This window comes from Tsukamurella hominis, from assembly GCF_965137015.1.
GTDB classification, from domain to species: domain Bacteria; phylum Actinomycetota; class Actinomycetes; order Mycobacteriales; family Mycobacteriaceae; genus Tsukamurella; species Tsukamurella hominis.
Genome location: NZ_CBCRZG010000032.1, coordinates 1 through 22,942, shown reverse-complemented (window position 1 = coordinate 22,942; position 22,942 = coordinate 1). Strand labels below are relative to the sequence as shown.

Annotated in this window: 22 protein-coding genes and 1 pseudogene; 12 read left to right on the top strand and 11 right to left on the bottom strand. The window is 72.7% G+C overall.

Going from position 1 to position 22,942, the window contains the following annotated elements; genetic code table 11:
- The first annotated feature begins 26 nt into the window (after positions 1-26).
- Positions 27-1,292, top strand: coding sequence for an SPFH domain-containing protein (locus ACM9LD_RS23655; RefSeq protein ID WP_415678964.1), 1,266 nt, complete (start codon positions 27-29; stop codon positions 1,290-1,292).
- A 30-nt stretch (positions 1,293-1,322) separates the two neighbouring features.
- On the opposite strand, the gene ACM9LD_RS23650 is transcribed toward ACM9LD_RS23655, so the two are convergent.
- The 3 genes from ACM9LD_RS23650 to ACM9LD_RS23640 form a co-directional block, all read right to left on the bottom strand.
- Positions 1,323-1,916, bottom strand: a complete 594-nt coding sequence (locus tag ACM9LD_RS23650) for a hypothetical protein (protein WP_415678963.1) — start codon at positions 1,914-1,916, stop codon at positions 1,323-1,325.
- Between the two features lie 8 nt (positions 1,917-1,924).
- Positions 1,925-2,524: a hypothetical protein gene (locus tag ACM9LD_RS23645; RefSeq protein ID WP_415678962.1), complete on the bottom strand. Its 600-nt coding sequence runs from the start codon at positions 2,522-2,524 to the stop codon at positions 1,925-1,927.
- Positions 2,525-2,601: 77 nt separating this feature from the next.
- On the bottom strand, positions 2,602-3,762 hold the full coding sequence (locus ACM9LD_RS23640; RefSeq protein ID WP_415678961.1) for a TDT family transporter: 1,161 nt from the start codon (positions 3,760-3,762) through the stop codon (positions 2,602-2,604).
- A 70-nt stretch (positions 3,763-3,832) separates the two neighbouring features.
- On the opposite strand from ACM9LD_RS23640, the gene ACM9LD_RS23635 reads away from it, so the two are divergent.
- Complete coding sequence (locus tag ACM9LD_RS23635; protein ID WP_415678960.1) at positions 3,833-4,762, top strand: LysR family transcriptional regulator; 930 nt, start codon at positions 3,833-3,835, stop codon at positions 4,760-4,762.
- Here the strand turns inward: ACM9LD_RS23635 and ACM9LD_RS23630 are convergent.
- The 5 genes from ACM9LD_RS23630 to ACM9LD_RS23610 form a co-directional block, all read right to left on the bottom strand.
- Positions 4,710-5,501, bottom strand: a complete 792-nt coding sequence (locus ACM9LD_RS23630; protein ID WP_415678959.1) for an ABC transporter permease — start codon at positions 5,499-5,501, stop codon at positions 4,710-4,712. The two genes, ACM9LD_RS23635 and ACM9LD_RS23630, sit on opposite strands and share 53 nt — an antisense overlap.
- Positions 5,501-6,361: a 2-aminoethylphosphonate ABC transporter permease subunit gene (locus ACM9LD_RS23625; RefSeq protein ID WP_415678958.1), complete on the bottom strand. Its 861-nt coding sequence runs from the start codon at positions 6,359-6,361 to the stop codon at positions 5,501-5,503. Before ACM9LD_RS23625 ends, ACM9LD_RS23630 begins: the two co-directional genes overlap by 1 nt.
- Positions 6,358-7,440 (bottom strand): ABC transporter ATP-binding protein, encoded by a 1,083-nt coding sequence (locus ACM9LD_RS23620; protein WP_415678957.1) that lies wholly within the window; start codon positions 7,438-7,440, stop codon positions 6,358-6,360. Before ACM9LD_RS23620 ends, ACM9LD_RS23625 begins: the two co-directional genes overlap by 4 nt.
- Positions 7,437-8,468, bottom strand: a complete 1,032-nt coding sequence (locus ACM9LD_RS23615) for a 2-aminoethylphosphonate ABC transporter substrate-binding protein (protein ID WP_415678956.1) — start codon at positions 8,466-8,468, stop codon at positions 7,437-7,439. The genes ACM9LD_RS23620 and ACM9LD_RS23615 overlap by 4 nt, the downstream gene beginning before the upstream one ends.
- Positions 8,469-8,535: 67 nt before the next feature.
- Entirely contained in the window at positions 8,536-9,639 is a 1,104-nt protein-coding gene (locus tag ACM9LD_RS23610; protein ID WP_415678955.1) for a TIGR03364 family FAD-dependent oxidoreductase, read from the bottom strand.
- A gap of 155 nt (positions 9,640-9,794) precedes the next feature.
- On the opposite strand from ACM9LD_RS23610, the gene ACM9LD_RS23605 reads away from it, so the two are divergent.
- Entirely contained in the window at positions 9,795-10,568 is a 774-nt protein-coding gene (locus ACM9LD_RS23605; RefSeq protein ID WP_224645147.1) for a GntR family transcriptional regulator, read from the top strand.
- Positions 10,565-11,263, top strand: a complete 699-nt coding sequence (locus ACM9LD_RS23600; protein ID WP_415678954.1) for a phosphonatase-like hydrolase — start codon at positions 10,565-10,567, stop codon at positions 11,261-11,263. The genes ACM9LD_RS23605 and ACM9LD_RS23600 overlap by 4 nt, the downstream gene beginning before the upstream one ends.
- A gap of 199 nt (positions 11,264-11,462) precedes the next feature.
- Here the strand turns inward: ACM9LD_RS23600 and ACM9LD_RS23595 are convergent, their stop codons facing one another.
- Positions 11,463-12,152, bottom strand: a complete 690-nt coding sequence (locus ACM9LD_RS23595; RefSeq protein ID WP_415678953.1) for a TVP38/TMEM64 family protein — start codon at positions 12,150-12,152, stop codon at positions 11,463-11,465.
- 124 nt (positions 12,153-12,276) lie between these two features.
- On the opposite strand from ACM9LD_RS23595, the gene ACM9LD_RS23590 reads away from it, so the two are divergent.
- From ACM9LD_RS23590 to ACM9LD_RS23570, 5 genes are all read left to right on the top strand, one after another.
- Positions 12,277-14,070, top strand: coding sequence for a methylmalonyl-CoA mutase family protein (locus ACM9LD_RS23590; protein WP_415678952.1), 1,794 nt, complete (start codon positions 12,277-12,279; stop codon positions 14,068-14,070).
- Position 14,071: 1 nt separating this feature from the next.
- A complete protein-coding gene (scpA, locus tag ACM9LD_RS23585; protein ID WP_415678951.1) occupies positions 14,072-16,315 on the top strand; it encodes a methylmalonyl-CoA mutase in 2,244 nt (747 codons plus the stop codon).
- Positions 16,315-17,295, top strand: a complete 981-nt coding sequence (meaB, locus tag ACM9LD_RS23580) for a methylmalonyl Co-A mutase-associated GTPase MeaB (protein ID WP_415678977.1) — start codon at positions 16,315-16,317, stop codon at positions 17,293-17,295. Before scpA ends, meaB begins: the two co-directional genes overlap by 1 nt.
- Positions 17,296-17,369: 74 nt before the next feature.
- Positions 17,370-17,708 (top strand): helix-turn-helix transcriptional regulator, encoded by a 339-nt coding sequence (locus tag ACM9LD_RS23575; RefSeq protein WP_415678976.1) that lies wholly within the window; start codon positions 17,370-17,372, stop codon positions 17,706-17,708.
- Positions 17,709-17,756: 48 nt separating this feature from the next.
- Positions 17,757-18,215: a VOC family protein gene (locus tag ACM9LD_RS23570; RefSeq protein ID WP_224645154.1), complete on the top strand. Its 459-nt coding sequence runs from the start codon at positions 17,757-17,759 to the stop codon at positions 18,213-18,215.
- A gap of 7 nt (positions 18,216-18,222) precedes the next feature.
- On the opposite strand, the gene ACM9LD_RS23565 is transcribed toward ACM9LD_RS23570, so the two are convergent.
- Together ACM9LD_RS23565 and ACM9LD_RS23560 are read right to left on the bottom strand one after the other, a co-directional pair.
- Positions 18,223-18,873, bottom strand: coding sequence for a helix-turn-helix transcriptional regulator (locus tag ACM9LD_RS23565; protein ID WP_415678950.1), 651 nt, complete (start codon positions 18,871-18,873; stop codon positions 18,223-18,225).
- A 15-nt stretch (positions 18,874-18,888) separates the two neighbouring features.
- Positions 18,889-20,325: an amidase gene (locus ACM9LD_RS23560; RefSeq protein WP_415678949.1), complete on the bottom strand. Its 1,437-nt coding sequence runs from the start codon at positions 20,323-20,325 to the stop codon at positions 18,889-18,891.
- A 156-nt stretch (positions 20,326-20,481) separates the two neighbouring features.
- Here ACM9LD_RS23560 and ACM9LD_RS23555 point away from each other — a divergent pair, with 156 nt between their 5' ends.
- The 3 genes and pseudogenes from ACM9LD_RS23555 to ACM9LD_RS23545 form a co-directional block, all read left to right on the top strand.
- Complete coding sequence (locus ACM9LD_RS23555) at positions 20,482-20,949, top strand: flavodoxin domain-containing protein (RefSeq protein WP_415678948.1); 468 nt, start codon at positions 20,482-20,484, stop codon at positions 20,947-20,949.
- A 50-nt stretch (positions 20,950-20,999) separates the two neighbouring features.
- Positions 21,000-22,655: a thiamine pyrophosphate-binding protein gene (locus ACM9LD_RS23550; protein WP_415678947.1), complete on the top strand. Its 1,656-nt coding sequence runs from the start codon at positions 21,000-21,002 to the stop codon at positions 22,653-22,655.
- Positions 22,652-22,931: pseudogene (locus tag ACM9LD_RS23545) on the top strand (SRPBCC family protein); the annotation flags it as partial. The gene ACM9LD_RS23550 and the pseudogene ACM9LD_RS23545, both read left to right, overlap by 4 nt.
- Positions 22,932-22,942: the final 11 nt, after the last annotated feature.

Genomic DNA, 22,942 nt, shown 5'->3' with positions numbered 1-22,942 from the left:
CCGAAGACCAACGGAGAGGAAGATCCATGGAGGGCATAGGAATCGGACTGGTCGTACTCCTCGTACTGATCCTCGCGGCGGTGGTCGTACTGGTGAAGTCGCTGGTGCTCGTTCCGCAGGCGCAGGCCGCGGTGATCGAGCGGCTCGGCCGGTACACGCGCACGGTGTCCGGGCAACTGGCACTGCTGATCCCGTTCGTCGACAAGGTCCGCGCGCGGGTGGACCTGCGCGAGCAGGTGGTCTCCTTCCCGCCCCAGCCGGTGATCACGCAGGACAACCTCACGGTGAACATCGACACCGTCGTCTACTTCCAGGTGACCCGGCCCGAGGCGGCGGTCTACGAGATCAGCAACTACGTGGTCGGCGTCGAGCAGATCACCACCACCACGCTGCGCAACGTGGTCGGCGGGATGACGCTGGAGGAGACGCTGACCTCGCGCGAGAAGATCAACGGCCAGCTCCGCGGCGTGCTCGACGAGGCCACGTCGCGGTGGGGCCTGCGCGTCGCCCGCGTCGAGCTCAAGTCCATCTTCCCGCCCCCGTCGATCCAGGAGTCGATGGAGAAGCAGATGAAGGCCGACCGCGAGAAGCGGGCCACCATCCTCTCCGCCGAGGGGCACCGGGAGGCCGCGATCAAGTCGGCCGAGGGCGACAAGGCCAGCCGGATCCTGCTGGCGGAGGGCGAGCGGCAGGCCGCGATCCTCGGTGCGGAGGCCGACCGGCAGGCGGAGATCCTGCGCGCCGAGGGGCGTCGCGCCGCCGCGTACCTGGAGGCCCAGGGCGAGGCGAAGGCGATCGAGACCACCTTCTCCGCGATCAAGTCCGGGCGTCCGACGCCCGAGCTGCTCGCCTACCAGTACCTGCAGACCCTGCCGGAGATGGCGCAGGGCGACGCGAACAAGGTGTGGGTGGTGCCGAGCGACTTCAACGCCGCCCTCCAGGGCTTCATGCGCAACCTCGGCACGCCCGGATCCGACGGGGTCTTCCGGTTCGAGCCCTCCGAGGACGCGCCGGGCACCGCGCCGGACATCGACACCGAGGGCTGGTTCGACACGCCGGAGCCCGTGGCGCCCGTGGTCGTGACGAAAGACGAGGTGCCCGACGCGCCGATCGCGACCTCCGCGTCCGCGCCCTCGGCGCAGGAGGCGTCGACGGAATCCCTGTCGGAGGTCACCGCACAGCTCCCCAGCGGCCAGTCGGCGAGCCCGCTGGGCCAGGGGCACACGCGCTGGCAGAGCCTCGCGCCGTCCGAGGCGCAGCAGCCGGGACAGGTACCGCCGCACGAGAGCTGACACCACACCGGGGTTGCCACCCGGCACTGGTCAGCGTCCGAGGGCCACCGCCACACCGGCGCACGCGACGGCCCAGAGCACCGAGACGAAGGTGCCGATTATGAACTGCTCCGCCGCGCCGGGGTGGCGCAGCTCGGGATAGCGCGCGAGGCCCTTCGCGGCGACGATGACCGCGAGGCCGCCGCCGAAGTTCGCGAGCACGCACACCGCGATGGCGGCCCGCTCGAGGACACCGATCGCCAGCCCGCCGCGCAGGGGAGAGTCGGGCACCGGCTCGTCCGGCGGGTCGCCACGCCCGGGCTCGCCGCCCGAAGGATCACCGTCGGCGGGCGGGCCCTCCGTGGGCGCGGTGTCGCCGTCGGGCTCGTCCTCGCCCGTGGCGCCGGCCAGCGCGAACGCGGCCGTGACCAGCGCGCTGCCGCCCGCCATCGCGGCCAGCACAGCGGCGACCCGCACCGCGGCCAGGCCGAAGCCGGTCGCCGCCGGGGCGGCGAGCGCGACGACGGCCGCCGCTCCGACGAGGACCGCCGGAACCGCGGCCCAGACCATTCCCGCCGGTCCGCGCGCGCCGCGTCGCGCCGCGAGGACGCCGGCCACTGTCGCGGCGAGCAGCAGTGCGATCACGACCGCGATCATCGAGCCGCCCCCGTGCCGTGATCGGCCGCGGCCAACAGTTCGACGGCGAGCGCGCGGCCCGCCGGCTCCACCGACCAGCCCGCCGCCGCCGCGCGCTGCGACGCGGCCTGCCGCGAGACGCCGAGCTCCGCCGCGGCCGCCGTGATCGACATTCCCGTGTTCAGCAAGGCGGTCACCTCCTGTCCCTCCCGTGATCTGCGGCCCACGATAAGGCCGAGCACCGACAGGATCGCCTCGGCGCGCGCCGCCGCGGCCCCGTCGTCGGCCCGGACCTGCAGCGGCACGGCCGTGCCCTTCGCGGCCTCGACCGCTTCGCGTGCCGCCTCGAAGGCCCGTCCGCGGCCCGCCCGGGTCTGCGCGGGCAGCGGCCGCTCCACGGGGCCGGCGCCGATCCCGATGCTCCAGTGCCCGTCGGCGAGGAGCGCGAGGGCGGCGTCGACGGCTACTGCGGCGTCGTCGGTGACGGCCTGCAGTTCGTCGCCCGCAGTCCGGTCGGGCGCGCGGAGCCACGCGAGGGGGGCCAAGAGGGCGCGCGCCGCCTCGACCCGGTCGGAGTCGGAGCGGCTGCCCCGTTGGTCGGTGGTGAGCACGAACATGACGCAAGTGTATGGACTTGCTAAGGCTTAACGCAAGGTTTTTGACTTGCTGGGCAGGCGGCTGCGTTTAGGGCGACTCACGCGGCGAGGTCGGGGTGGCGGAGGAGCGAGCCGCTGACGACGGCGCGGGCGAAGGTACCGCGTGCCGCGGTGACCCATCCCGCCACCAGGCCGAGGAAGAAGACGATCGCGAGCACGGCGTATCCGGTGGCGCCCGTCGCCGCCGCCATCGCACTGAAGCCGGTGGCGCAGGTCCCGACGGGGAAGGTGAAGGACCACCAGGTCAGGGCGTACGGCAGCCCGTCCGTCGTCCCCAGCGCGGTGCGGGCGGTGAGGACGAGTGCGACCGCGGTCCACATCAGGACGGCCACCGTGACGCTCCAGCCGTAGTCCGTGCCGAAGCGCTGCAGGCCGGCGGCCAGGTCGGGGCCCACGGCGAGGTGCGCGGTGGAGCCGAGGCCGTTCGCCGCGGTGATCGACTGCCCGAGCGGGCCGAGCACGATCCACGCGGTGGGGATCATCGCCGGCGCCCAGAGGGGGCCGCGCACCAGGCGCAGTAGCACCGCGGGCAGCACGATCAGCGACGCGACGAGGGTGAACGCGAAGCAGCCGCAGCTGAACCACAGCAGCGCGGTGCGCACGCCGCCTTCCGCTGCGTACGGGAGCAGCACCGCGCCGCCGGCGGCGGTGACCATCGGGGAGACGACGGGCATCAGCCAGCCCGCGAACGCGGCGTCCGTGCGGTAGTGCCCGCCGCGGGCCATCAGTACCGGGATGAGGAGGGCGAAGAACAGGCCGAGCGCCGTGCCGATCACCCACAGGGTGGTGCCCAGTGCGAGGGCGGCCGTCAGTCCGATCCAGTCGCGGCCGACGAGCACCGCGCCGATGCCGACGGTGAGGAAGGCCATCGCCATCGCACCGTAGAAGTTGCCGATCACCGGGTCGCGGTGGTGCCGGCCGGCGAACGCGGGGTACCGGATCCAGTGCGCGACGGTGCCGGCGGTGAGCACGGCGAGCAGGGCCGCCGCCAGGACCCACACCGCGGCGGCCGCGGTGCGGAGGCCGGGCACGTGGACGGGGAGACCCGCAGCCGCGTTGGCGATGATGCCGGTCCCCATGACCGAGGCGAACCAGTTCGGCGTGAGGTTGGAGACGGCCTCCCGGGGGCTGCGGAGGTCGCGCAGCAACCCGGACGGGGCGGGGCCGGCGGCGCGGTCGGCGGTGGTCATCGCGTGCATGAGACCACTCTGTCGCCCGATCGAGGCATCCAGAACCCACAGGGCACCTATTTACCCATAGAATCAAGCTATGGAAACGCCGTCGGTGGAATCCCTGCGCCTTCTCGTGGCCGTGGCCGATCTCGGGTCGATCTCGGCCGCGGCACGCGCGTGCGCGATCTCCCAGCCCAGCGCCAGCTCGCGCCTGCGTCACCTGGAACGGCAACTCCGGCTCGACCTCCTGGACCGCCGCACCCGCGGAGCGGAGCTCACCCCGGAGGGTGCCGCGGTCACCGAATGGGCGCGTTCGGTGACCGCCGCGATGGACGCCCTGCAGACCGGCGCGGAGGCGCTCCGCTTCGACCACACCGTGCGGATCGCCTGCAGCCAGACCATCGCCGAGTACCTCATGCCGGCGTGGCTCGCCCGGCTGCGCGAGCACACCGACGAGCCCGTGCACCTCACCGTCGGCAATTCCGCCGCCGTCATCGCCGAGGTGCGCGGCCACGTCGCGGACCTGGGCTTCATCGAGGGTCCGACGGTGCCCGACGACCTCGCCTCGCGGACCGTCCGCACCGACCGGATGGTGCTGGTCGCCGCGCCGGGGGACCGTCTGGCCCGGCGGCGGGACGACCGTCCCGTGACCGCGGCGGAGCTCGCGGAACTGCCGCTGGTCACCCGCGAACCCGGGGCCGGCACCCGCGACGCGCTCGAGGCCGCGCTGCGGCGAGTCGGGTTCGAGCCGAACCCGCGATCCATCGCGCTCGGCACGAACGCCGCCGTGAAGATCATGGTCGCCGCGGGCGGCCGCGCCGCCGTGCTCAGCGAACTCGCCGTGGCCGCGGAGCTGCGCGACGGCCGGCTCGTCGAGATCCCCACCGACGGCGTCGACCTGCACCGACGCCTGCGCTCGGTGCGACGCAAGGACGCCGCACCGCGCGAGGTGGTCGATACTCTCCTGGCCGTCGCTAGCGGGCGCGCCGCCGGAACGCCGAGAGCACGCCGAGGATCACCACGGTGACCAGCACGAGGAACATCGTGTTCGCGGCCGCGCCGAACAGATCCCCGCGGTCCGACTGGGTGAACACCGTGACGGGCAGGGTGCGCCACGACGCCGGGTAGACCATGATCGTCGCGCCGAGCTCGCCCATGCACAGCGCCACCGACAGTCCGGCCGCCGCGGCGATCGACGGCAGCAGCAGCGGCAGGCGCACCGTCAGCAGCAGGCGCAGCGGCGAGGCCCCGAGCGAGCCGCCGACCTTGTCCAGCATCGGATCCAGCTGCGCGACCGCCGCCGAGACCATCGAATAGGCGAACGCGAAGACCAGGATCGCCTGCACCAGGATCACGATCGACGGGGTGCCGCCCAGCACCAGCGGCGGTGCCGAGAAGGCCACGAGCACACCGAGGCCGACCACCACCGACGGAACGGCGACGGGCAGGTGGAAGAACGCGTCGACGGCGCCGCGGAGCCGCCCGGGCAGGCTCGGCACCGCCACCGCCGCCCACGTCCCGGCCACCACCGCGAGCGCGGAGGCGAGGAGCGCGGTCTGGACCGAGACGCCGATGCTCGCCGCGTTCTCGGGGGTGAAGACGTCCGCGACGTGGTCCGTCGTCAGCGCGGAGGGGAGGACCGACGTCCAGCTCGCGCTGAACGCCGTGATCACTGTGACGGCGATCGGCGTGATCACCAGCGTCAGCAGGACCACGGCGAAGGCCGCCCACACGGCCACGCGGGCCGCCGGATTGCGCACCAGCATCAGCGCACTCCCTTCTTCATGAGCAGGCGGTACGCGACGTACGCGCCGATGGAGATGAGCAGCTGCACCGTCGCGAGGACGGCCGCCGAGGCGAAGTCCTGCCCGACGATCGAGCGGGTGTAGATGAGCATCGGCACCGTGATGACGTCCTTGGCGCCGGTGAACAGCACGATCCCGAACTCGTTGAGCGTCAACAAGAAGGTCAGCGAACCCGCGGCGGCCAGCGCCGGGAGCACGGCCGGCAGGATCACGCGCGCGATGATCCGCAGCGGGCCGGCCCCCAGCGACGACGCGACGTCGATCTGCACCGTCGGGAACTGGCCGAAGGCGGCGAGCATCGGCCGCACCACGAACGGCGTGTAGAAGGCGATCTCCGCGAGCACGACGCCCCACAGCGACGTGGTGAACGAGCCCGTTGGGACGCCGAGCGACTGGGCCACGCCGACCGGGCCGAGCAGCACGCCCAGCGCGAGCGGGATCAGGAAGCTGGGGAACGAGACCACGACCTCGATCAGGCGCGAGACGGCCGCCGCGCCCGGGAAGGGCACGAAGGCGAGCACCAGCGCGAGGAAGGTGCCTGCGACCAGGCACCCGGCGGTCGACAGCGCCGCGACCTTCACCGTCGTGCCCAGGGCGCTCAGGACGGCCCCGTCGGTGAGGGTCTCGCGCCAGGTCGCGAGACCGGCGGGGCGCTCGGCCTTGTCGGTGAACGTGCGCGCGACGATCCCGACCAGCGGGTACACGACGGCGACGAGGATGAACGCGACCGGCGGCAGCACCCACACCCAGCGCGGCACCGTGAACGACGGGCCGGCGGGCGGGGCCGGGGGCGCGGGCGGCGCGTCGAGGACGGCCGTCACCGCGGCACCACCATCACGTCGGCGGGATCGACCTCGACCCACAGCGTCTCGGCCTTGAGCGGTGCCTCGGTGAGCACCGGTACGTCGACGCCGATCGTCTCGCCCGTCTCGGCGACCCGCGCCGTCACGTGCCGGACCGCGCCGCGCCACTGCTCCTGCTCGACGGTGACCCGTAGGCCGTTCGACGGTGCCGTGCGCGTGAACCGCCACGCCCACGGCCGGACCGCGAGGAGGTGGTCACCGTCGGGCAGCGGCCGCGCGGTGCGCAGCGTCCCGCCCGGCAGGACGTCGGCGCCGCCGAGGAACGTCGCGGTGAACCGCGTCGGCGGGCGGTGGAACAGCTCCTCGGTCGTGCCGATCGCCTCGAGCCTCGCGTCGCGCATGATCGCGACGCGATCCGCCAGCGCGAGGGCCTCGCTCTGGTCGTGCGTCACGTAGACCATCGCGACGTCGGGCAGCTCGGCGCGCAGGCGCTGCAGCTCGCCGAGCATGTCCTTGCGCATCCCGGCGTCGAGGGCCGAGAGCGGCTCGTCGAGCAGCACGACGTTCGGGCGGGTGGCCAGCGCGCGGGCGATCGCGACGCGCTGCTGCTGGCCGCCGGACAGCTGCCGCGGCAGACGATCCGCGTATTCGGCCATCCCGACCATGCCGAGCACCTCCGCGACGCGGGGCCCGATCTCCGACCGGTCGGCGCCGCGCGAACGCAGGCCGAAGGCGACGTTCCTCGCGACCGTCATGTGCGGGAACAGGGCGTAGCTCTGCACGACGATGCCGATGCCGCGCTTCGCGGGGGACAGGCGCGTCACGTCGCGGCCGTCGATGGTCACGGTGCCCGCGGACACCTGCTCGAAGCCGGCGATCGCCTTGAGGGCGGTGGACTTGCCGGACCCCGACGGCCCCAGCAGCGCGACGGTCTCGCCGCGCGCGACCTCGAAACTGCAGTCCCGCAGGGCGACCGTGTCGCCGTAGGCGACGCTGACGTTCTCCACTCCGACCGCCACCGTGCGGCGGACCGTCCGATCCACGGCGTCGTCGTCGAGCCCCTTCGGTGCCCCGACGGTGTGCTTCGGCGCGGTCACTGACCCGTCGCCTTTTCATAGCTCTTGACGTCGGTGTCCAGCCCGCCCAGGACCTCGTCCCAGTTGGGGTACCAAATCTCGACGCCGTCGAGGGCCTTGCGGAAGGCGTCGGCCTCTGGCCCGGACGCCGTGACGTCCGAGCGGACCGGCGCGCCCCAGGCACGGGCCGGAACGTTCTGCTGCACGTCCTTGGAGAGCAGGTGCTCCATGAGCTTCTTGCCGTTGGCGGCGTGCGGCGCCTTGTCGGCGAGGCCCATGTAGTACGGCAGCGGCAGCGTGGTGCGCTTGCCGTTGAAAGTGGGGTAGAAGACCTCGTAGGCGACCTTGTCCGCGGCGATGGCGGCCAGCGCCATCTGGACGTCGGAGTTCGCGACGGTCAGTTCACCCTTCGAGGTCTTGGGGCCGAGCTTGCCGGTGGACGTCGAGGGGCCGACGTTGTTCGGCTGGAGGTCGGCGAGGTACTTCAGCGCGGCCTCCTTGCCCATGATGTGCTGCAGGAGCAGCAGGAGGGCGGTGCCGTCGCCGGCCTTGCCGGGCGTCGAGTACTGGATCTTCTGCGTGAAGGCCGGTCCGGTGAACTCGGCCCAGTCGGCGGGCTTGGGCTGCGCCGCGGTGTTGCGGATCATCGCGAAGTAGTTGTTGACCACGGCGACGTAGGTGCCGTCGGCGGCCTTGAGCTGGGCGGGCACCGCGGAGGTGTCGACGTCGGACTTCACCAGCGAGCCCTGCTGCTGTGCCTGCTGGATGAACGGCGGCAGCGTGACGAGCACGTCGACCTGCGGGTTCGCCTTCTCCTTCTGGGCGCGGGAGACGACCTCGCCCGAACCGGCCTCGACGAGGGCGACCTTGACGCCGGTGTGCTTAGTGAAGTCCTCGAATTCGGCCTTGTACCAGTCGCCGAGGCCGTCGGCGCTGTAGACGGTGACGGTGTCGGAGGAGCCGGTACCGCCGCCGGTGCCGCCGCACGCGGCGACCGCGAAGACCGCGGCGACGGCCGTGATCGCGGAGAGGGATCGGGTGATGCGCATGGGGGAGTGCCCTTCGTTCGAGTGGAGCGGAGGTGAGGAGGTGGGGTGGGACGAGGTGTTCGGTCGGTCAGTTCGGGAAGTGCCGGCGGGCGAGGCCGTGGGCGATGGTCATGCCGACGCCGGAGGTCACGATGCGCACGCTGAGGCGCTCCTCCGGTTCGGCGACGAGGTAGGGGTGCAGCGGGCTCGAGGCGTAGACGCCCTGCCAGCGCTCGATGATGCGCAGCCCGTCGACGCCGAGCACGCGGGCGGCCTCGGCGCGCAGGGTCTCGGTGACGGCCTCGTCCAGGAAGGGCTCGACGGTGCGCTCGGTGTGGTGCGAGTCGCCGATGAGCAGGGTGCCGTCGGGGCGCTGGGTGAACATGACGTTCGCGTCGATGGCCAGCAGGTCGGGCCGGTCGGCCTCCATCCGGGTGCGGAGCGCTGCGGCGCTGGTGGTCTCGGCGAACGCGGGGTAGCGCAGCAGCGAGGTCGCGGTGAGGACGGCGGGCGTGACGACCGCGCCGGGGTCGGCGGCGCGGGCCATCTGCAGGGCGCACCGCTCGATGCGGTGCTCCTCCGCGAGGCCGGGGTACAGGTGGTCGAGGTCGTGCCCGACACAGACGATCACCCGCTGCGCCGCGATGGGGCCGCGGCTGGTGTGGGCGCGGGTGCCGTCGAAGCCGAGGAAGGCGGTGCCGAACCGGACCTCGGCGCCGTCCTGCGCATCGACCCAGGCGGCCAGTCGCGCGACGGTGACCCGGGGATCGACGCGAAGGTCGGCGAGCAGCGCCGCGCCGCCCACCACGTCGTCGGCGCCGCCGGGGAGCTCCGCGCTGACCTCGGCGGGCGTGCGGAGGGCGACCTCGCCTGGCCGGGCGGCGGCGAGTTCCTCGAGGACGGCGAGCTCGGTGGCGTGGCGGGCGACCGCGAGACCGCCGGTAGCGCGGGCGCCGAGTCCGGCGCGGCCGTCCAGGTCGAGCCAGCGCTCGCGGGCCAGATGCGCGAGCTCGGCGAGGTCGCCCGACTGCCCGGTGACGCAGGCGTGGCCGAAGTTGCGGATCGAGGCGCCCACGGCGCGGCTGTCGCGCTCGACGACGGTGACCGTGAGGCCCCGATCGAGGGCCTCGACGGCGTGCGCCAGGCCGACGACGCCGGCGCCGACGACGAGGACGTCCGTTGCGGTGTTCATGGCTCTCAGCGTGGCCTCCCGACGCCTCGCTTGGCAAGCTTGATCGGTTGATGTCTATACAAGTTGGTTCGATGTACACCCAGGTAACGCGGTCGTTCATCTGCTGTTCATCGGGCGTGCAGGTGGGCCATGCTTTCACTTGTATACTCAATGACGTGGTCGCAGCTCAGCCCCTCCATCAACGTCTCGCCGCGGAGTTCCGTGCGCGCATCTCGTCCGGTCGCTGGCCGGAGGGGGAGCAGGCACCCAGCGAGGCGCTCCTCTGTGAGGAGTTCGGCACCTCGCGCGGGCCGGTCCGCCAGGCGCTGGCGACTCTCCGCGCGGAGGGACTGATCGTCGGCGGCCAGGGCCGCTCGCCGATCGTCCGCCGCAACGTGCCCAGTCACAGCGCCAGCGCCCTCGGCTCGTTCACCGCCTGGGCCCGCGAACAGGGTCGCGAACCCGGACAGCGCACCACTCTGCAGGCCCGCGTGCCCGCGACGCCGGACCTCGCCGAACGGCTTCAGATCGAACCCGGGGAGCCGGTGCTCGAGCTCCGTCGCGTGCGGACGCTCGACGGCGCTCCGGCGCTGTGCGAGACCATGTTCTTCGTCTGGGCGCTGGGCAAGCGCCTCATGGAGTTCGACCCCGACTCCGGTTCGGTGAACCGCTTCCTGCTCGACGCGGGCGCCGACCTCTACGCCTCCACCCACCAGATCGACGCCGTCGCCGCGACCGCAGAGGACGCGGCGCAGCTCGGCCTGTCCGAGGGTGCCCCGCTGCTGCGCGTGCGCCGCACCACCACCGACGCCGCCGGCGACGTCGTCGAGTACTCCGAGGACCGGTACGTCCCCGGCGTAACCACCGTGATCGTCGAGAACCGACTCTTCGCAGCGCCCACCGCGAACCCGCCCGCGCTGCGATCCGTACCCGTCAGGAGAGACGCATGACCGAATCCGACCGCACCATCGAGCTCGTCGCGCTGGACATGGCCGGCACCACGATCGACGACGGCGGCGCCGTCTACGAGGCGCTCCGCGGCGCCGTCGAGGACGGTGGGGCCACCGTCGCGCAGGCCGACCTGCAGGTGTGGATGGGCACCGACAAGGTGGAGGCCATCACCAACCTGCTCCGCCTCGGCGGCGTCGAGCCCACCCCTGAGCGCGTCGACGCCGGCTTCGCCCGGTTCCGCGAGCGCCTGCAGGAGGCGTACTCGTCGACCCCGCCGACCGCGATCGACGGCGTGCCCGCCGCGCTCGCCGAGCTGCGGGGCCGGGGGATCAAGGTCGCCCTCACCACCGGATTCGACGACGCTGTCGCGCTGCCGCTGCTCGCCGCGCTCGGCTGGAAGATCGGCGACGGTGCCGACGCGGTCGTCGACGCCGTGGTCACCACCTCCGACGTCGCGGCCGGCCGTCCGGCGCCGTACATGATCCACCGCGCGATGGAGCGCACCGGCGTCCGCGACGTGCGCCGCGTGCTCGCCGCCGGCGATACGGCCGTCGACGTGCAGGCGGCGAACAATGCCGGCGCGGTCTCCGTGGGCGTGCTCACCGGCAAGGCCGACCCGCAAGTGCTGGCCGACGCGGGCGCCGACCACGTGCTCGGCGGCGTCGTCGACATCCCGTCCCTGCTCGACGCGTAGCGATCGGCCTCGGCAGCGGAGCCGCATCGTGATCGCCGGCGAGCGGACGACCGGCTCCCGCGACCGTTTCCACCTCGTCATTCCGTTGCAACGCAATGACGAGGCGGAAACGGGCTGGGGACCGCGGTCCGGCGTGCCGCACCCGACCTGAGCGGTGTGTGCGCTTCGAGGCAAGCTCTCGGGCTTGCCTCGGCGGATATCAAGCCTCAGGCCTTGCGGGCATGCGGGCGTCGAGGAGTAGTCCAGCTATCCCGGTGGCCATGAGCGCGCCGCTGATCACGACGAGCCAGGGTGACGACTCCCCGGTCAGGGCGTCGCCCAGCAGCACGACCGCGATGGTGCCGGGCGCGAGGCCCGCCACCGTCGCGCCGAAGTACGGCCAGAAGGGCACCGGGGACAGCGCCGAGGCGTAGTTGACGAGGGAGAACGGCGCGGCCGCGATGAGCCGCAGCGACCCGACGGCCAGCCACCCGCGCGCCCGGAGCCGGGCGGCGATCGGCGCGTAGAACCGGTGTTCGCGGGCGCGGGCGATCACGCGTGACGGGTGGCGCCGGTCGATCTCCCGGACGCCGAGGAAGGCGATCGAGGCCGCGACGATCGACGCCGCCATGCAGACCGCGATGCCCACGACGGGCCCGAACAGGAAGCCCGCCGAGACCGTGAACACGGTCCGGGGGATCGGGAAGACCGTGACTACGACGTGCGCGAGGAAGAACAGGGCGAGGAACCACGGGCCCGTCGAATCCGCCCATGCGCGAATGGTGGCCGCGCCGGGGTGCGGGAGGAGCATGCCGAGAACGACGAGAGCGAGGAAAGCGGCGCCGCCGACCGCCGCTCGCAGCACCAAGCCGCGGTCGCCGGGCCGCAGCCGGGATTCGTTGTCGCTCACGTCGAGCCAACATACGCGGTGGTCGCGCGGAGTGCCGTGACCCTACTGGGGCGTAGATATATGTATCGGTTAACGTGGGTTCTCATCGACCCGGCGTGCGCTGGGACACAGGTGAGGAGGTCTCGTGGCGGACAACCCCTACGACGCGTGGCGTGATTCGGTCGGCGCGGTGCTCGCGAAGTCGCGCGGCGGCACGCCGCCCGAGGACCCGATCGCCGCGCTGACCACCCTCACCGAGGACGACGGCGTGCAGATCGCGCCGCTGTACTCGCAGCGCGACGAGCTCCCCGAGGCCCCGCTGCCCGGCGCCTTCCCCTTCGTGCGCGGCGGTAACCCCACCCCGGACGTCCGCCTCGGCTGGAAGGTCGCCGAGCGGTTCGACGCGACGACCGACTCCGCCGACGTGCTCGGAGCCCTGGAGTCCGGCGCGAGCGCCCTCTGGTTCACCCGCCCCGACCCCGCGCCGCTCCTCGACGGCGTCTACCCGGACATGGCGCCGATCCTGCTCACCGCCGGCGGCCGGGCCGCCGAGGCCGCGGCGCAGGTGTACGCCGCGCTGGACAAGGCAGCGGAGTCCGACGCCTACCGCGCCGACCTGGTCCGCGTCAGCCTGGGCGCGGCCCCGCTGACGTCGCAGGTGGTCGGCCGCGCCGACGTCTCCCTCGACGAGGCGCTCGAGCTGGCCCGCGCCGCCGACGCCCGCACCGAGGACGTCCGCGCCCTCGTCGCCGACGGTGCCGACCTGCACAATGCCGGCGCGACCGCCGCCCAGGAGCTGGGCCTCACGGCCGCCGCCGCGCTCGATCAGGTGCGCGCACTCACCGCGGCCGGCCTCACCACGGCCGCCGCGCTGAACCAGCTCACGATCCGCTTGGCCGCCACGGACGACCAGTTCCTCACCCTCGCCAAGATCCGCGCCTGGCGCACCGTCTGGGCCCGCGTCGCGCAGCACCTCGGCGCGCCCGAGGCCGGCAACGCGCCCGTGCACGCCGTCACCTCGCTCGCCGCGACCACGCAGCGCGACCCCTGGGTGAACCTGCTGCGCACCACCGTCGCCGCCTTCGGTGCGGGCCTCGGCGGCGCCGACTACGTCACCACCCTCGACTACGACGAGGCCCTGCCCGGCGGCGTCGAGGGCTACTCGCCCGCCTTCGCCCGACGCATCGCCCGCAACACGCAGCTGCTGCTCCTCGAGGAGTCGAACCTCGGCCGCGTCGTCGACCCGGGCGCCGGCTCCTGGCACGTCGAATCCCTCACCGACGGCCTCGCCCGCGCGGCGTGGGGCGTCTTCCAGTCCGTCGAGGCCGCGGGTGGCTTCGCCCGGGGCGCCGCGGAGGAGACCGTCGCGACGCAGCTCGGCGAGTCCGCCGACCGCCGCGACGCCGCCGTCGCACGACGCGCGCGCAAGCTCACCGGCGTCAACGAGTTCCCGAACCTCGCCGAGCCGCCGATCGCCCCGTCGGCCGCGACCAACGGCCCCGTCGTGCGGTCGTACGCCGCGCCGTTCGAGTCCCTGCGCGCCCGCTCCGACGCCTTCCTGCGCGAGCACGGCGTCCGCCCCCGGATCCGGATGGTGACCATCGGCACCGTCGCGCAGTACAACGGGCGGTCCACCTTCCTGACGAACCTGCTCGCCTCCGGCGGCATCGAGACCGTCCTGGACGCGGCCGATCAGGCCGCCGGCGCCGCCACGCTCGACGGTTCGCCGGGCGCGCGGATCGCCGCCCTGGCCGGTTCCGACGCCGGCTACGCCGAGGAGGGCGAGGCCCTGGCCCGCGCGCTGCGGGAGGAGGGGGCCCTCGTGCTGCTCGCGGGCGCGCCGGGCACCGTCGACGACGGCCTGATCGACATCTACCTGCACGCGAAGATCGACGCGGCCGCCGCGCTCGACGATCTGCTGACCCGGCTGGGGGCCTGAGATGAGCGACACCACCACCATCGGCAGCTTCGCCGACGTCCCGTTCGACGACGATGCGGTCGCGGCAGCCCAGGCGCCGACGGGTGCCGACGTGGACGCCTTCGTCGAGGCCTCCGCCGCTGCCTACGCCTACACCCCGGACCAGCTGACCTGGACCACCCCGGAGGGCATCGACGTCAAGCCCGTGTACACCCGCGCCGACCGCGACGCCGTCGCCGAGGCCGGCTACCCCGTGGACTCCTATCCGGGCGCGGTGCCCTTCATCCGCGGCCCGTACCCGACGATGTACGTCAACCAGCCGTGGACGATCCGGCAGTACGCCGGCTTCTCCACCGCGGCCGAGTCGAACGCCTTCTACCGGCGCAACCTCGCGGCGGGCCAGAAGGGCCTATCGGTCGCCTTCGACCTGGCGACGCACCGCGGCTACGACTCCGACCATCCGCGCGTCACCGGCGACGTGGGCATGGCCGGCGTCGCGATCGACTCGATCCTCGACATGCGGCAGCTCTTCGACGGCATCGACCTGGGCGGCGTCTCCGTCTCGATGACGATGAACGGCGCGGTGCTGCCGATCCTCGCGCTCTACGTGGTGGCGGCCGAGGAGCAGGGCGTCGGTCCGGAGAAGCTCGCGGGCACCATCCAGAACGACATCCTCAAAGAGTTCATGGTGCGCAACACCTACATCTATCCGCCGGTGCCGTCGATGCGGATCATTTCGGACATCTTCGCGTACACCTCGCAGAAGATGCCGAAGTTCAACTCCATCTCGATCTCCGGCTACCACATCCAGGAGGCCGGGGCCACAGCCGATCTGGAGCTCGCGTACACGCTGGCCGACGGTGTCGAGTACATCAAGGCCGGCATCGACGCGGGCCTCGACGTGGACAAGTTCGCGCCGCGCCTGTCGTTCTTCTGGGGCATCGGCATGAACTTCTTCATGGAGGTCGCGAAGCTCCGCGCCGCGCGCCTGCTGTGGAGCGAACTGGTCGCCGAGTTCGACGCGAAGAACGCCAAGTCGCTGTCGCTGCGCACCCACTCGCAGACCTCCGGCTGGTCGCTGACCGCGCAGGACGTCTTCAACAACGTCGCGCGCACGTGCGTCGAGGCGATGGCGGCCACGCAGGGCCACACCCAGTCGCTGCACACCAACGCCCTCGACGAGGCGATCGCGCTGCCGACGGACTTCTCCGCCCGCATCGCCCGCAACACGCAGCTGGTGCTGCAGCAGGAGTCGGGCACCACCCGGCCCATCGACCCGTGGGGCGGCTCGTACTACGTCGAGACCCTCACCCACGAGCTGGCCGAGCGCGCCCGCGCCCACATCCGCGAGGTGCAGGAGGCCGGCGGGATGGCGAAGGCCATCGGCGAGGGCATCCCGAAGCTGCGCATCGAGGAGGCCGCGGCCCGCACCCAGGCCCGCATCGACTCGGGCCGTCAGCCGGTGATCGGCGTCAACAAGTACCAGGTCGCCGAGGACACCGCGATCGAGCTGCTCAAGGTCGACAACTCGAAGGTCCGCGCCGAGCAGCTGGCGAAGCTGGAGCGGCTGCGCGCCGAGCGGGACCCCGAGGCGGTCAAGGCCGCCCTGGCGAACCTGACGCGCGCAGCGGGCTCGTCCGAGGGCGGTCTGGAGAACAACCTGCTCGCTCTCGCGATCGACGCGGCGCGGGCCGGCGCCACCGTCGGCGAGATCTCCGATGCGCTCGAGCAGGTCTACGGCCGCCACCAGGCCGAGATCCGTACGCTCAGTGGCGTGTACCGCGACGAGGCCGGCGCGGCCGGCAACATCCAGACGGCCACCGAGCTGGTCGAGAAGTTCGAGGAGGCCGACGGCCGTCGGCCCCGCGTGCTCATCGCCAAGATGGGCCAGGACGGCCACGACCGCGGCCAGAAGGTGATCGCCACCGCCTTCGCCGACCTCGGGTTCGACGTCGACGTGGGCCCGCTGTTCTCCACGCCCGAGGAGGTCGCGCAGCAGGCCGCGGACAACGACGTGCACGTCGTCGGCGTCTCCTCGCTCGCCGCGGGTCACCTCACGCTGGTGCCCGCGCTGCGCGATGCGCTCGCGGAGGTCGGCCGCCCCGACATCACCATCGTGGTGGGCGGCGTCATCCCGCCGGGCGACTTCGACGAGCTGTACGCGGCCGGCGCCTCGGCGATCTACCCGCCCGGTACCGTCATCGCGGACGCCGCGGTGAACCTGCTGCACGAGTTGGGGAACAAGCTGGGGTATCAGCTGGCGTGATCACCGTCGCCGAACTCGCGGACGGGGTCCGGGCCGACAAGCGCGCCGTGCTGGCGCGCGCCATCACCCTCGTCGAGTCCCGGCGCCCCGACCACCAGGCCCTCGCGCAGGAGCTGCTGCTCGAGGTGACGCCGGGGCCGGACGCGCCGATCGCCACCCGGGTGGGGATCACCGGCGTGCCCGGGGTGGGGAAGTCGACCACCATCGAGGCGCTGGGCAACCACCTGATCTCGTTGGGGCACAAGGTCGCCGTGCTCGCGGTGGACCCGTCGTCCACCCGCAGCGGCGGCTCCATCCTGGGCGACAAGACCCGCATGGGCACCCTCGCCGTGAACCCGCGCGCGTACATCCGGCCGTCGCCCACCTCGGGCACGCTCGGCGGGGTCGCGAAGGCCACGCGCGAGACCATGGTGCTCATGGAGGCCGCCGGCTTCGACGTGATCCTGGTCGAGACCGTCGGCGTCGGGCAGTCCGAGGTCACCGTCGCGAACATGGTCGACACCTTCACCTTCCTCACCCTCGCGCGCACCGGCGACCAGCTGCAGGGCATCAAGAAGGGCGTGCTCGAGCTCGCCGACGTGGTGGCCGTCAACAAGGCCGACGGGGACCACGTGGTCGAGGCGCGCGTCGCCGCCCGCGAGCTGTCGAGCGCGCTGCGCCTGATCCACCCGCGCGGCTCCCTGTGGCGCCCGCCCGTGCTCACGCAGAGCGCCGTCGAGGGCACCGGCATCCCCGAGTTCTGGGACGCCGTCCTGCGGCACCGCAGCACGCTGCAGGAGGCGGGGGAGTTCGATCGGCGCCGCCGGCAGCAGCAGGTGGACTGGACCTGGACGATGGTCCGGGACGCGATCCTCGGCCGGGTCGAGCACTCCGACGGTGTGCGGTCCGTCCGGTCCGAGGTCGAGGCCTCCGTGCAGGACGGATCGCTGACGCCGGCCCTCGCTGCGCAGCGCATCCTCGCCGCCTTCGACGGCCGCTGACCGGTACGGACGCCGTGCCCGAGCTCTCGCCGCAGGAGGACGCGAACCGTCGACTCCTGCGGGCGCGGGACGCCATGGACCGCCGCTACGCGGAGCCGCTCGACGTGGCCGCGGTGGCGCGGATCGCGCACATGTCGGCCGCCCACTTCTCCCGTGAGTTCGCTGCCGCCTTCGGCGAGACGCCGCACCGGTACCTCCAGCGGCGTCGGATCGAGCGGGCCATGGCGCGGCTGCGCGACACCGATCGCGCGGTCACGGACATCGCCCACGACGTCGGGTTCGGCTCGTCGGGCACGTTCAGCCGCACGTTCCGCACGATCGTCGGGCGTTCGCCGTCGGAGTACCGGCGCGACGTGGCGCCGGTGCGCGCCCCGGGCTGCGTCGTGCGGGCGTGGACCCGTCCCGCGCACTGAGCAGTTTCGGATAAGCGGAGACCGCGCGGGCTTCGTAGGCTCAGTCGCATGTTCACCTCGATCGCCATCACGTCCGTCTTCGTCCTCGACCAGGACGAAGCCCTCGATTTCTACGTCGGCAAACTGGGCTTCGAAGTCCACGACGACGTCGACATGGGCTTCATGCGCTGGCTCACGATCGCCCTTCCGTCCGACCCCCAGCGCGAACTGGTGCTGGAGGTCCCCGGCGTGGGCGGCGGGAGCCCGGAGACCACCGCCGCGCAGCGGGACCTCCTCACCAAGGGGGCGCTCGGCGTGGCCTGCATCCTCAACACCGACGACTGCCGCGGCGTCTTCGAGAAGCTGAGCGCGCAGGGCGTCGAGTTCACGGAGGAGCCGCAGGAGCAGCCCTACGGCATCGACTGCGCGCTGCGCGATCCGTTCGGCAACCACATCCGGATCACCCAGCGCAAGCAGGGCCCCGTCGAGGTCACGCAGGCCGACGTGGACCGCTGGTCCGGCGCCTGAGGGATCGTCAGCGCAGCAGGTGATCGCGGGCCGCGGCGGCCACCGCAGCGGCCCGGCTGGAGACACCCAGCTTCGCGTAGATGTGTTCGACGTGCGAGCCGACCGTGGACGCCGCGATCCCCAGCGTTCCCGCGATGCGGCGGTTGGTCGCGCCGTCCGCCAGGAGGCGGAGCACGTCGAGTTCCCGCCGCGTCAGAGCCGCGCCCGACGGTTCCCTTGCGCCTCGCGCGAGCTCGAGGAGCTGCGGACGCATGCAGGCGAGGAACCGCCGGGCGTGGGCCGGCACGTCCGAGCGGTCGAAGCTGAGGTGCATCGCGCCGATCAGCTCGCCACCGTTCGTCAGTGCCATCGACGTGCCCTCGCGGAAACCTGCGGGCGCGAGCAGTGACCGCACTGTGGGCCCGTTCCGGAAGCCGGGGAGGTCCTCCCAGAACAGCGGACGATCGGGATCCGCGACGACTGCGGTGAAGGCAGGATCGGACACGATCGCGCTCGACAGGAAGCGCCGGACCGGCTCCCGGTAGCCCCAGGCGATGAGCGGGTGCATCGGCGCGCGTGCGGACGGCCGGACACAGAACGCCCCCGCGGCGGTGGGCAGTGCCGCACGAGTGAGCTCGATGAGCCACTCCGCGCCGACCGCCGTCGGGGACGTCGTCATTCCGTCATTGTGGCGTCAATCGGCCAGCGCCGGGGTCGTATCGGCCCAGGGGTTCACCTGCTCGAGCACCGCCCCGGTGGCGAGGACGACGGCGTCCGCGTGGTGACCGCCCGCGATCTGCAGCCCCACCGGCAGCCCGTCGTCGGTGAACCCCGCGGGTACGGACAGCGCCGGCGAGGTGAGCATGTTGTAGGGGTAGGTCAGCAGCCAGCCAAGGAGCCGTCGCCGGAGCGGCTCGCCGTCGAGCCGTTCCGGGGCGAACCGGCCGTTCGGGAAGGCCGCCGTCGACAGCGTCGGAGAGACGAGCACGTCGTAGTCGCGCATGAACCGTTCGTACGCGTCCCACATCGCGCCCTGATACACATCGGCGCGCCCGATATCGACGGCGGTCAGGCGCTCGCCGGCGAGAATCATCTCGATCAGCTCGTCGTCGACGGTGCCGCGTGCGGACTCCCAATCGAGGAGGTCGTGCTCGGAGGCGAAGGCGGGCAGCCAGACGCCGTTCCACATCGCCTCCTCAGGATCGCCCCACGCGGGCGTCGCCTCGGTCACCGTGGCGCCGGCCTCCGCGAGTCGCTCGACGGCGGCCGCGCAGATCCGTGCCACCTCGGGGTCTACGTGGCCGAAGCCCAGGTCGGGGGAGTAGGCGACGCGGAGGCCTTCCGCGGTGGCCTCGCGGACCGTGGACACGAAGGACGGTCCGGTGCGGGGGAAGGTCATCGGATCGCGACTGTCGGCTCCGGACACGACGTCGAGCATGAGCGCGGCGTCGGCGACGGTCCGCGTGATGGGCCCGTGATGGGCCCACTCGTAGAAGCGTCCCGGCATGATCGTCTGCGGCACGAGGCCCCTCGTCGGCTTGAAGCCCACGACGCCGCAGAGCGCTGCGGGAACCCGGACCGAGCCGCCTCCGTCGCTCCCCTCGGCGAGCGGTCCGAGGCCGGCCGCCACCGCCGCTGCGGCGCCGCCCGACGAGCCGCCGGGGGTGTAGCCCGCGCGCCAGGGGTTCTGAGTGGGTCCGAACAGGTGGTTGTCGGTGCCGCCGTAGTAGCCGGATTCCGGAGTATTGGTGCGCCCGAGGAAGAGCCCGCCCGCCCGGGCGAGCCGCTCCACGATCGGCGCGTCCGCCTCGGCCACCTGATCCCTCATCGGCAGCATCCCGAAGGTGAGCGGCAGTCCCTTCTGCGCCGTGAGGTCCTTGATCGTGTAGGGCACGCCGCCGAGCGGCCCGAGATCCTCGCCCGCAGCGCGGCGCCGGTCGAGCTCCGCGGCGTCGGCCCGGACCAGTTCGGCGTCGAAGTGGACGATCGCGTTGATCGCCGGGTTGATCCGTTCGACTCGGTCGATCGCAGCCTCGGCGATCGCGCTCACAGTGGTGCGGCCGTCGGCGACGAGAGCGGCGAGATCGGTGGCGCTGGTCCACGCGAGGTCGATGGCGTCGGAGGTGGTCATGGTGGCTCCTTCTGTGTGTTCCGATCCGAACGCTAGGCATGGCGCCGCCGAGGGGGTATCGGATGAACGCCCGATTCCGCTCGGCGCCCGGACCCGGTACCGTGCCGCCCGTTGCTGCGCGAAGCGTGCCCCTCCGATCCGTGTCACGATGGGGCCATGTCGGCACTGGTGATCTGCGCGTCCAAGCACCACGGCAACACCCGGAAGGTGGCCGATCGGATCGGCGGGGTCCTGGACGCGCCGGTGCTCGCGCCCGGGGAGGTGACGGCGGAGCAGATCGACGGCGCAGACCTGGTCGGCTTCGGCTCGGGCGTCTACTGGATGGCCTTCGACCCCGCCCTGGTCGACCTCGTCCGCAGTCTGCCGGCGAAGCCGCGTGGCACGGCGTTCGTCTACGCCACCAGCGGCCTGCCGGAGACGCCGCTGCGCCGCTACACCCGCACCCTTGCGGACCTCCTCACCGACGCCGGCTTCCGGGTCGCGCCCGCGGTCTTCCACTGCCGTGGGCTCGACACCATGGGACCGTTCGGACTGGTCGGCGGGGTGAACAAGGGGAGTCCCAGCGCTGCCGACCTCGCGGACGCCGAGGCGTTCGCGCGCCGCCTGCGCGGATCGCAGGGATAAGCGGACAGCGTTCGCCTGCTCTGTTGTGAAGCCGGTCACACCGGCCTACTGTGAGGCTTGTGACTTCAAAGGTCGCCGACAGCATTGCAAATGCTTTGTATGCGTATGGTTTTCGCCACGCATACGGCATTCACGGGGCCAATTCCGAGGACCTGTTCGCCGCGCTGCTCCGCGCGCCCGCGGACCGTCGCCTCACGGTGACGATCGCCAAGCACGAGTTCGGGGCCGGCGCCATGGCCGACGGCGCGGCGCGCATGACCGGCCGGCCCGGCTGCCTGATCGCCACCTCCGGCGGCGCGGCGATGAACTGCGTTCCCGCCCTGGCCGAGGCGTACCAGTCCCGCTCGCCGGTCCTCGCCCTGGTCGGCAGCCCGCCGATCGCTGCCGAGGGTCGGGGCGCCTTCCAGGACATGTGCGCCGCGCCGCGCACCGTCGACGTCCTCGGCGTCCTGCGCGGGGTGACGGGCTTCGCCGCGAAGGTCTCGGGACCGGAGGACCTCGCTCCCGCGCTGGACGGCGCCTTCGCGGCACTGGAGCAGGGCCTGCCCGCGGCGCTGCTGCTGCCCAAGGAGGTTCAGCTCGCCCCCTGCGCCGCGCCGGCGGGACGAGCACCGATCCCGCCCGACGCCGAGGCGCCGTCGGGTGAGGTGGTGCGCCTGGTCCGCGCGGGGCGGAAGCCCCTGATCCTGCTCGGCGAGGCCGCGTCCCGGGCCCGGCTCGCCGGGCCCGTCGCCGCGCTGGCGGCGGCGACGGGCGCCGTCATCGCGGTCGGGCCCAACGGGCGCGACGCCGCGCCCCGGACCGGCGTCGTGGGCGTCGCGGGTGTCATGGGGCATCCCTCGGTGCCGCGGGTCGCCGCCGAGGCGGACCTCATCCTGGCCCTGGGCACTGCGCTCGATCTCATGGACCGCACCGGGCTGGACGCCGCGATGGACGTCACCTGCACGGTGCACGTCGCCGCCGAGCCGCCGCTGCGCGACGTGACGATCCACGAACCCGCGCGCGACCTCGCCGCCTACACGAGGGCCCTCGCGGACGCCGTCGGCACGCGCCCGCGTCCCCCGTGGACCGCCGCGGACCCCGTGCCGATCGTCGTGCCGCGGAACGACTCCGGGTTGATGACCTGCGCCGACGCCGTCGACGCGCTGGCCGCCGCGATCCCCGCCGACGCCCTCGTCTTCGCCGATGCCGGCAACGCCGGGGCCGCCGCAGTACACCGGCTCCCGCTCGGCACCGGCGACCGCTTCCTCGTCGCGCTGGGCATGGGCGGCATGGGGCACGGCATCGCGGCGGGGATCGGCGCCGCGATCGCGACCGGCCGTCCCACGGTGATCCTCGCCGGCGACGGCGCCTTCTACATGCACGGCATGGAGATCCACACCGCGATCGAGGCGCGGGCGCCCGTCCTGCTGGTGGTGCTCAACAACGACGCCCACGGCATGTGTGTGGCCCGCGAGGGGAAGTTCTTCCCCGACCTGCCCAGCATCAACCGGTTCCGCCCCAGCCGGATCGCCGACGGCCTCGCCGTCATGTTCCCCACTTTGCCCGTCCGCTCGGCCACCACGCCCGACGGTGCGCGGTCCGCCGCGGTCGAGCTCCTGGCCGCCACGAGCCGCGGACCGTCGTGCCTGGAGATCGGGACCGACCCCGCGGAGATCCCGCCGTTCGCAGCGCTGCTGCCCGACACCGCGAAGGAGCGACAATGATTCCGGCGATCGACATCGAGGGGACCATCCGGATCGAGAGTCACCCGCGCCCGGTGGCGCAGCCGATCCTCGTCGACCGGATGCGCTCGGTGTACCCGCACGAACAGATCTACGGCGACTTCTGCCCCGTGCAGTCGTACATCAACGCCCCGCCCGACGAGCTCTACGCCTGGCTCTCCGACACCCGCTCCCTCGAGGAGTGGACCTACAGCTTGCGCGGCTTCCGCGAGACCGACGAGGCCGGCCTGTGGGTCGCGCGCGACATGCTCCGCGCCGNCACCGAGATC

Excerpts from the sequence above, each read along its gene's own strand:
- ACM9LD_RS23655 (WP_415678964.1), top strand. The coding sequence starts at position 27 with ATGGAGGGCATAGGAATCGGACTGGTCGTACTCCTCGTACTGATCCTC.
- ACM9LD_RS23645 (WP_415678962.1), bottom strand. The coding sequence starts at position 2,524 with ATGTTCGTGCTCACCACCGACCAACGGGGCAGCCGCTCCGACTCCGAC.
- ACM9LD_RS23640 (WP_415678961.1), bottom strand. The coding sequence starts at position 3,762 with ATGCACGCGATGACCACCGCCGACCGCGCCGCCGGCCCCGCCCCGTCC.
- ACM9LD_RS23635 (WP_415678960.1), top strand. The coding sequence starts at position 3,833 with ATGGAAACGCCGTCGGTGGAATCCCTGCGCCTTCTCGTGGCCGTGGCC.
- ACM9LD_RS23630 (WP_415678959.1), bottom strand. The coding sequence starts at position 5,501 with ATGCTGGTGCGCAATCCGGCGGCCCGCGTGGCCGTGTGGGCGGCCTTC.
- ACM9LD_RS23615 (WP_415678956.1), bottom strand. The coding sequence starts at position 8,468 with ATGCGCATCACCCGATCCCTCTCCGCGATCACGGCCGTCGCCGCGGTC.
- ACM9LD_RS23610 (WP_415678955.1), bottom strand. The coding sequence starts at position 9,639 with ATGAACACCGCAACGGACGTCCTCGTCGTCGGCGCCGGCGTCGTCGGC.
- ACM9LD_RS23600 (WP_415678954.1), top strand. The coding sequence starts at position 10,565 with ATGACCGAATCCGACCGCACCATCGAGCTCGTCGCGCTGGACATGGCC.
- scpA (WP_415678951.1), top strand. The coding sequence starts at position 14,072 with ATGAGCGACACCACCACCATCGGCAGCTTCGCCGACGTCCCGTTCGAC.
- ACM9LD_RS23575 (WP_415678976.1), top strand. The coding sequence starts at position 17,370 with ATGGACCGCCGCTACGCGGAGCCGCTCGACGTGGCCGCGGTGGCGCGG.
- ACM9LD_RS23570 (WP_224645154.1), top strand. The coding sequence starts at position 17,757 with ATGTTCACCTCGATCGCCATCACGTCCGTCTTCGTCCTCGACCAGGAC.
- ACM9LD_RS23565 (WP_415678950.1), bottom strand. The coding sequence starts at position 18,873 with ATGACGACGTCCCCGACGGCGGTCGGCGCGGAGTGGCTCATCGAGCTC.
- ACM9LD_RS23560 (WP_415678949.1), bottom strand. The coding sequence starts at position 20,325 with ATGACCACCTCCGACGCCATCGACCTCGCGTGGACCAGCGCCACCGAT.
- ACM9LD_RS23555 (WP_415678948.1), top strand. The coding sequence starts at position 20,482 with ATGTCGGCACTGGTGATCTGCGCGTCCAAGCACCACGGCAACACCCGG.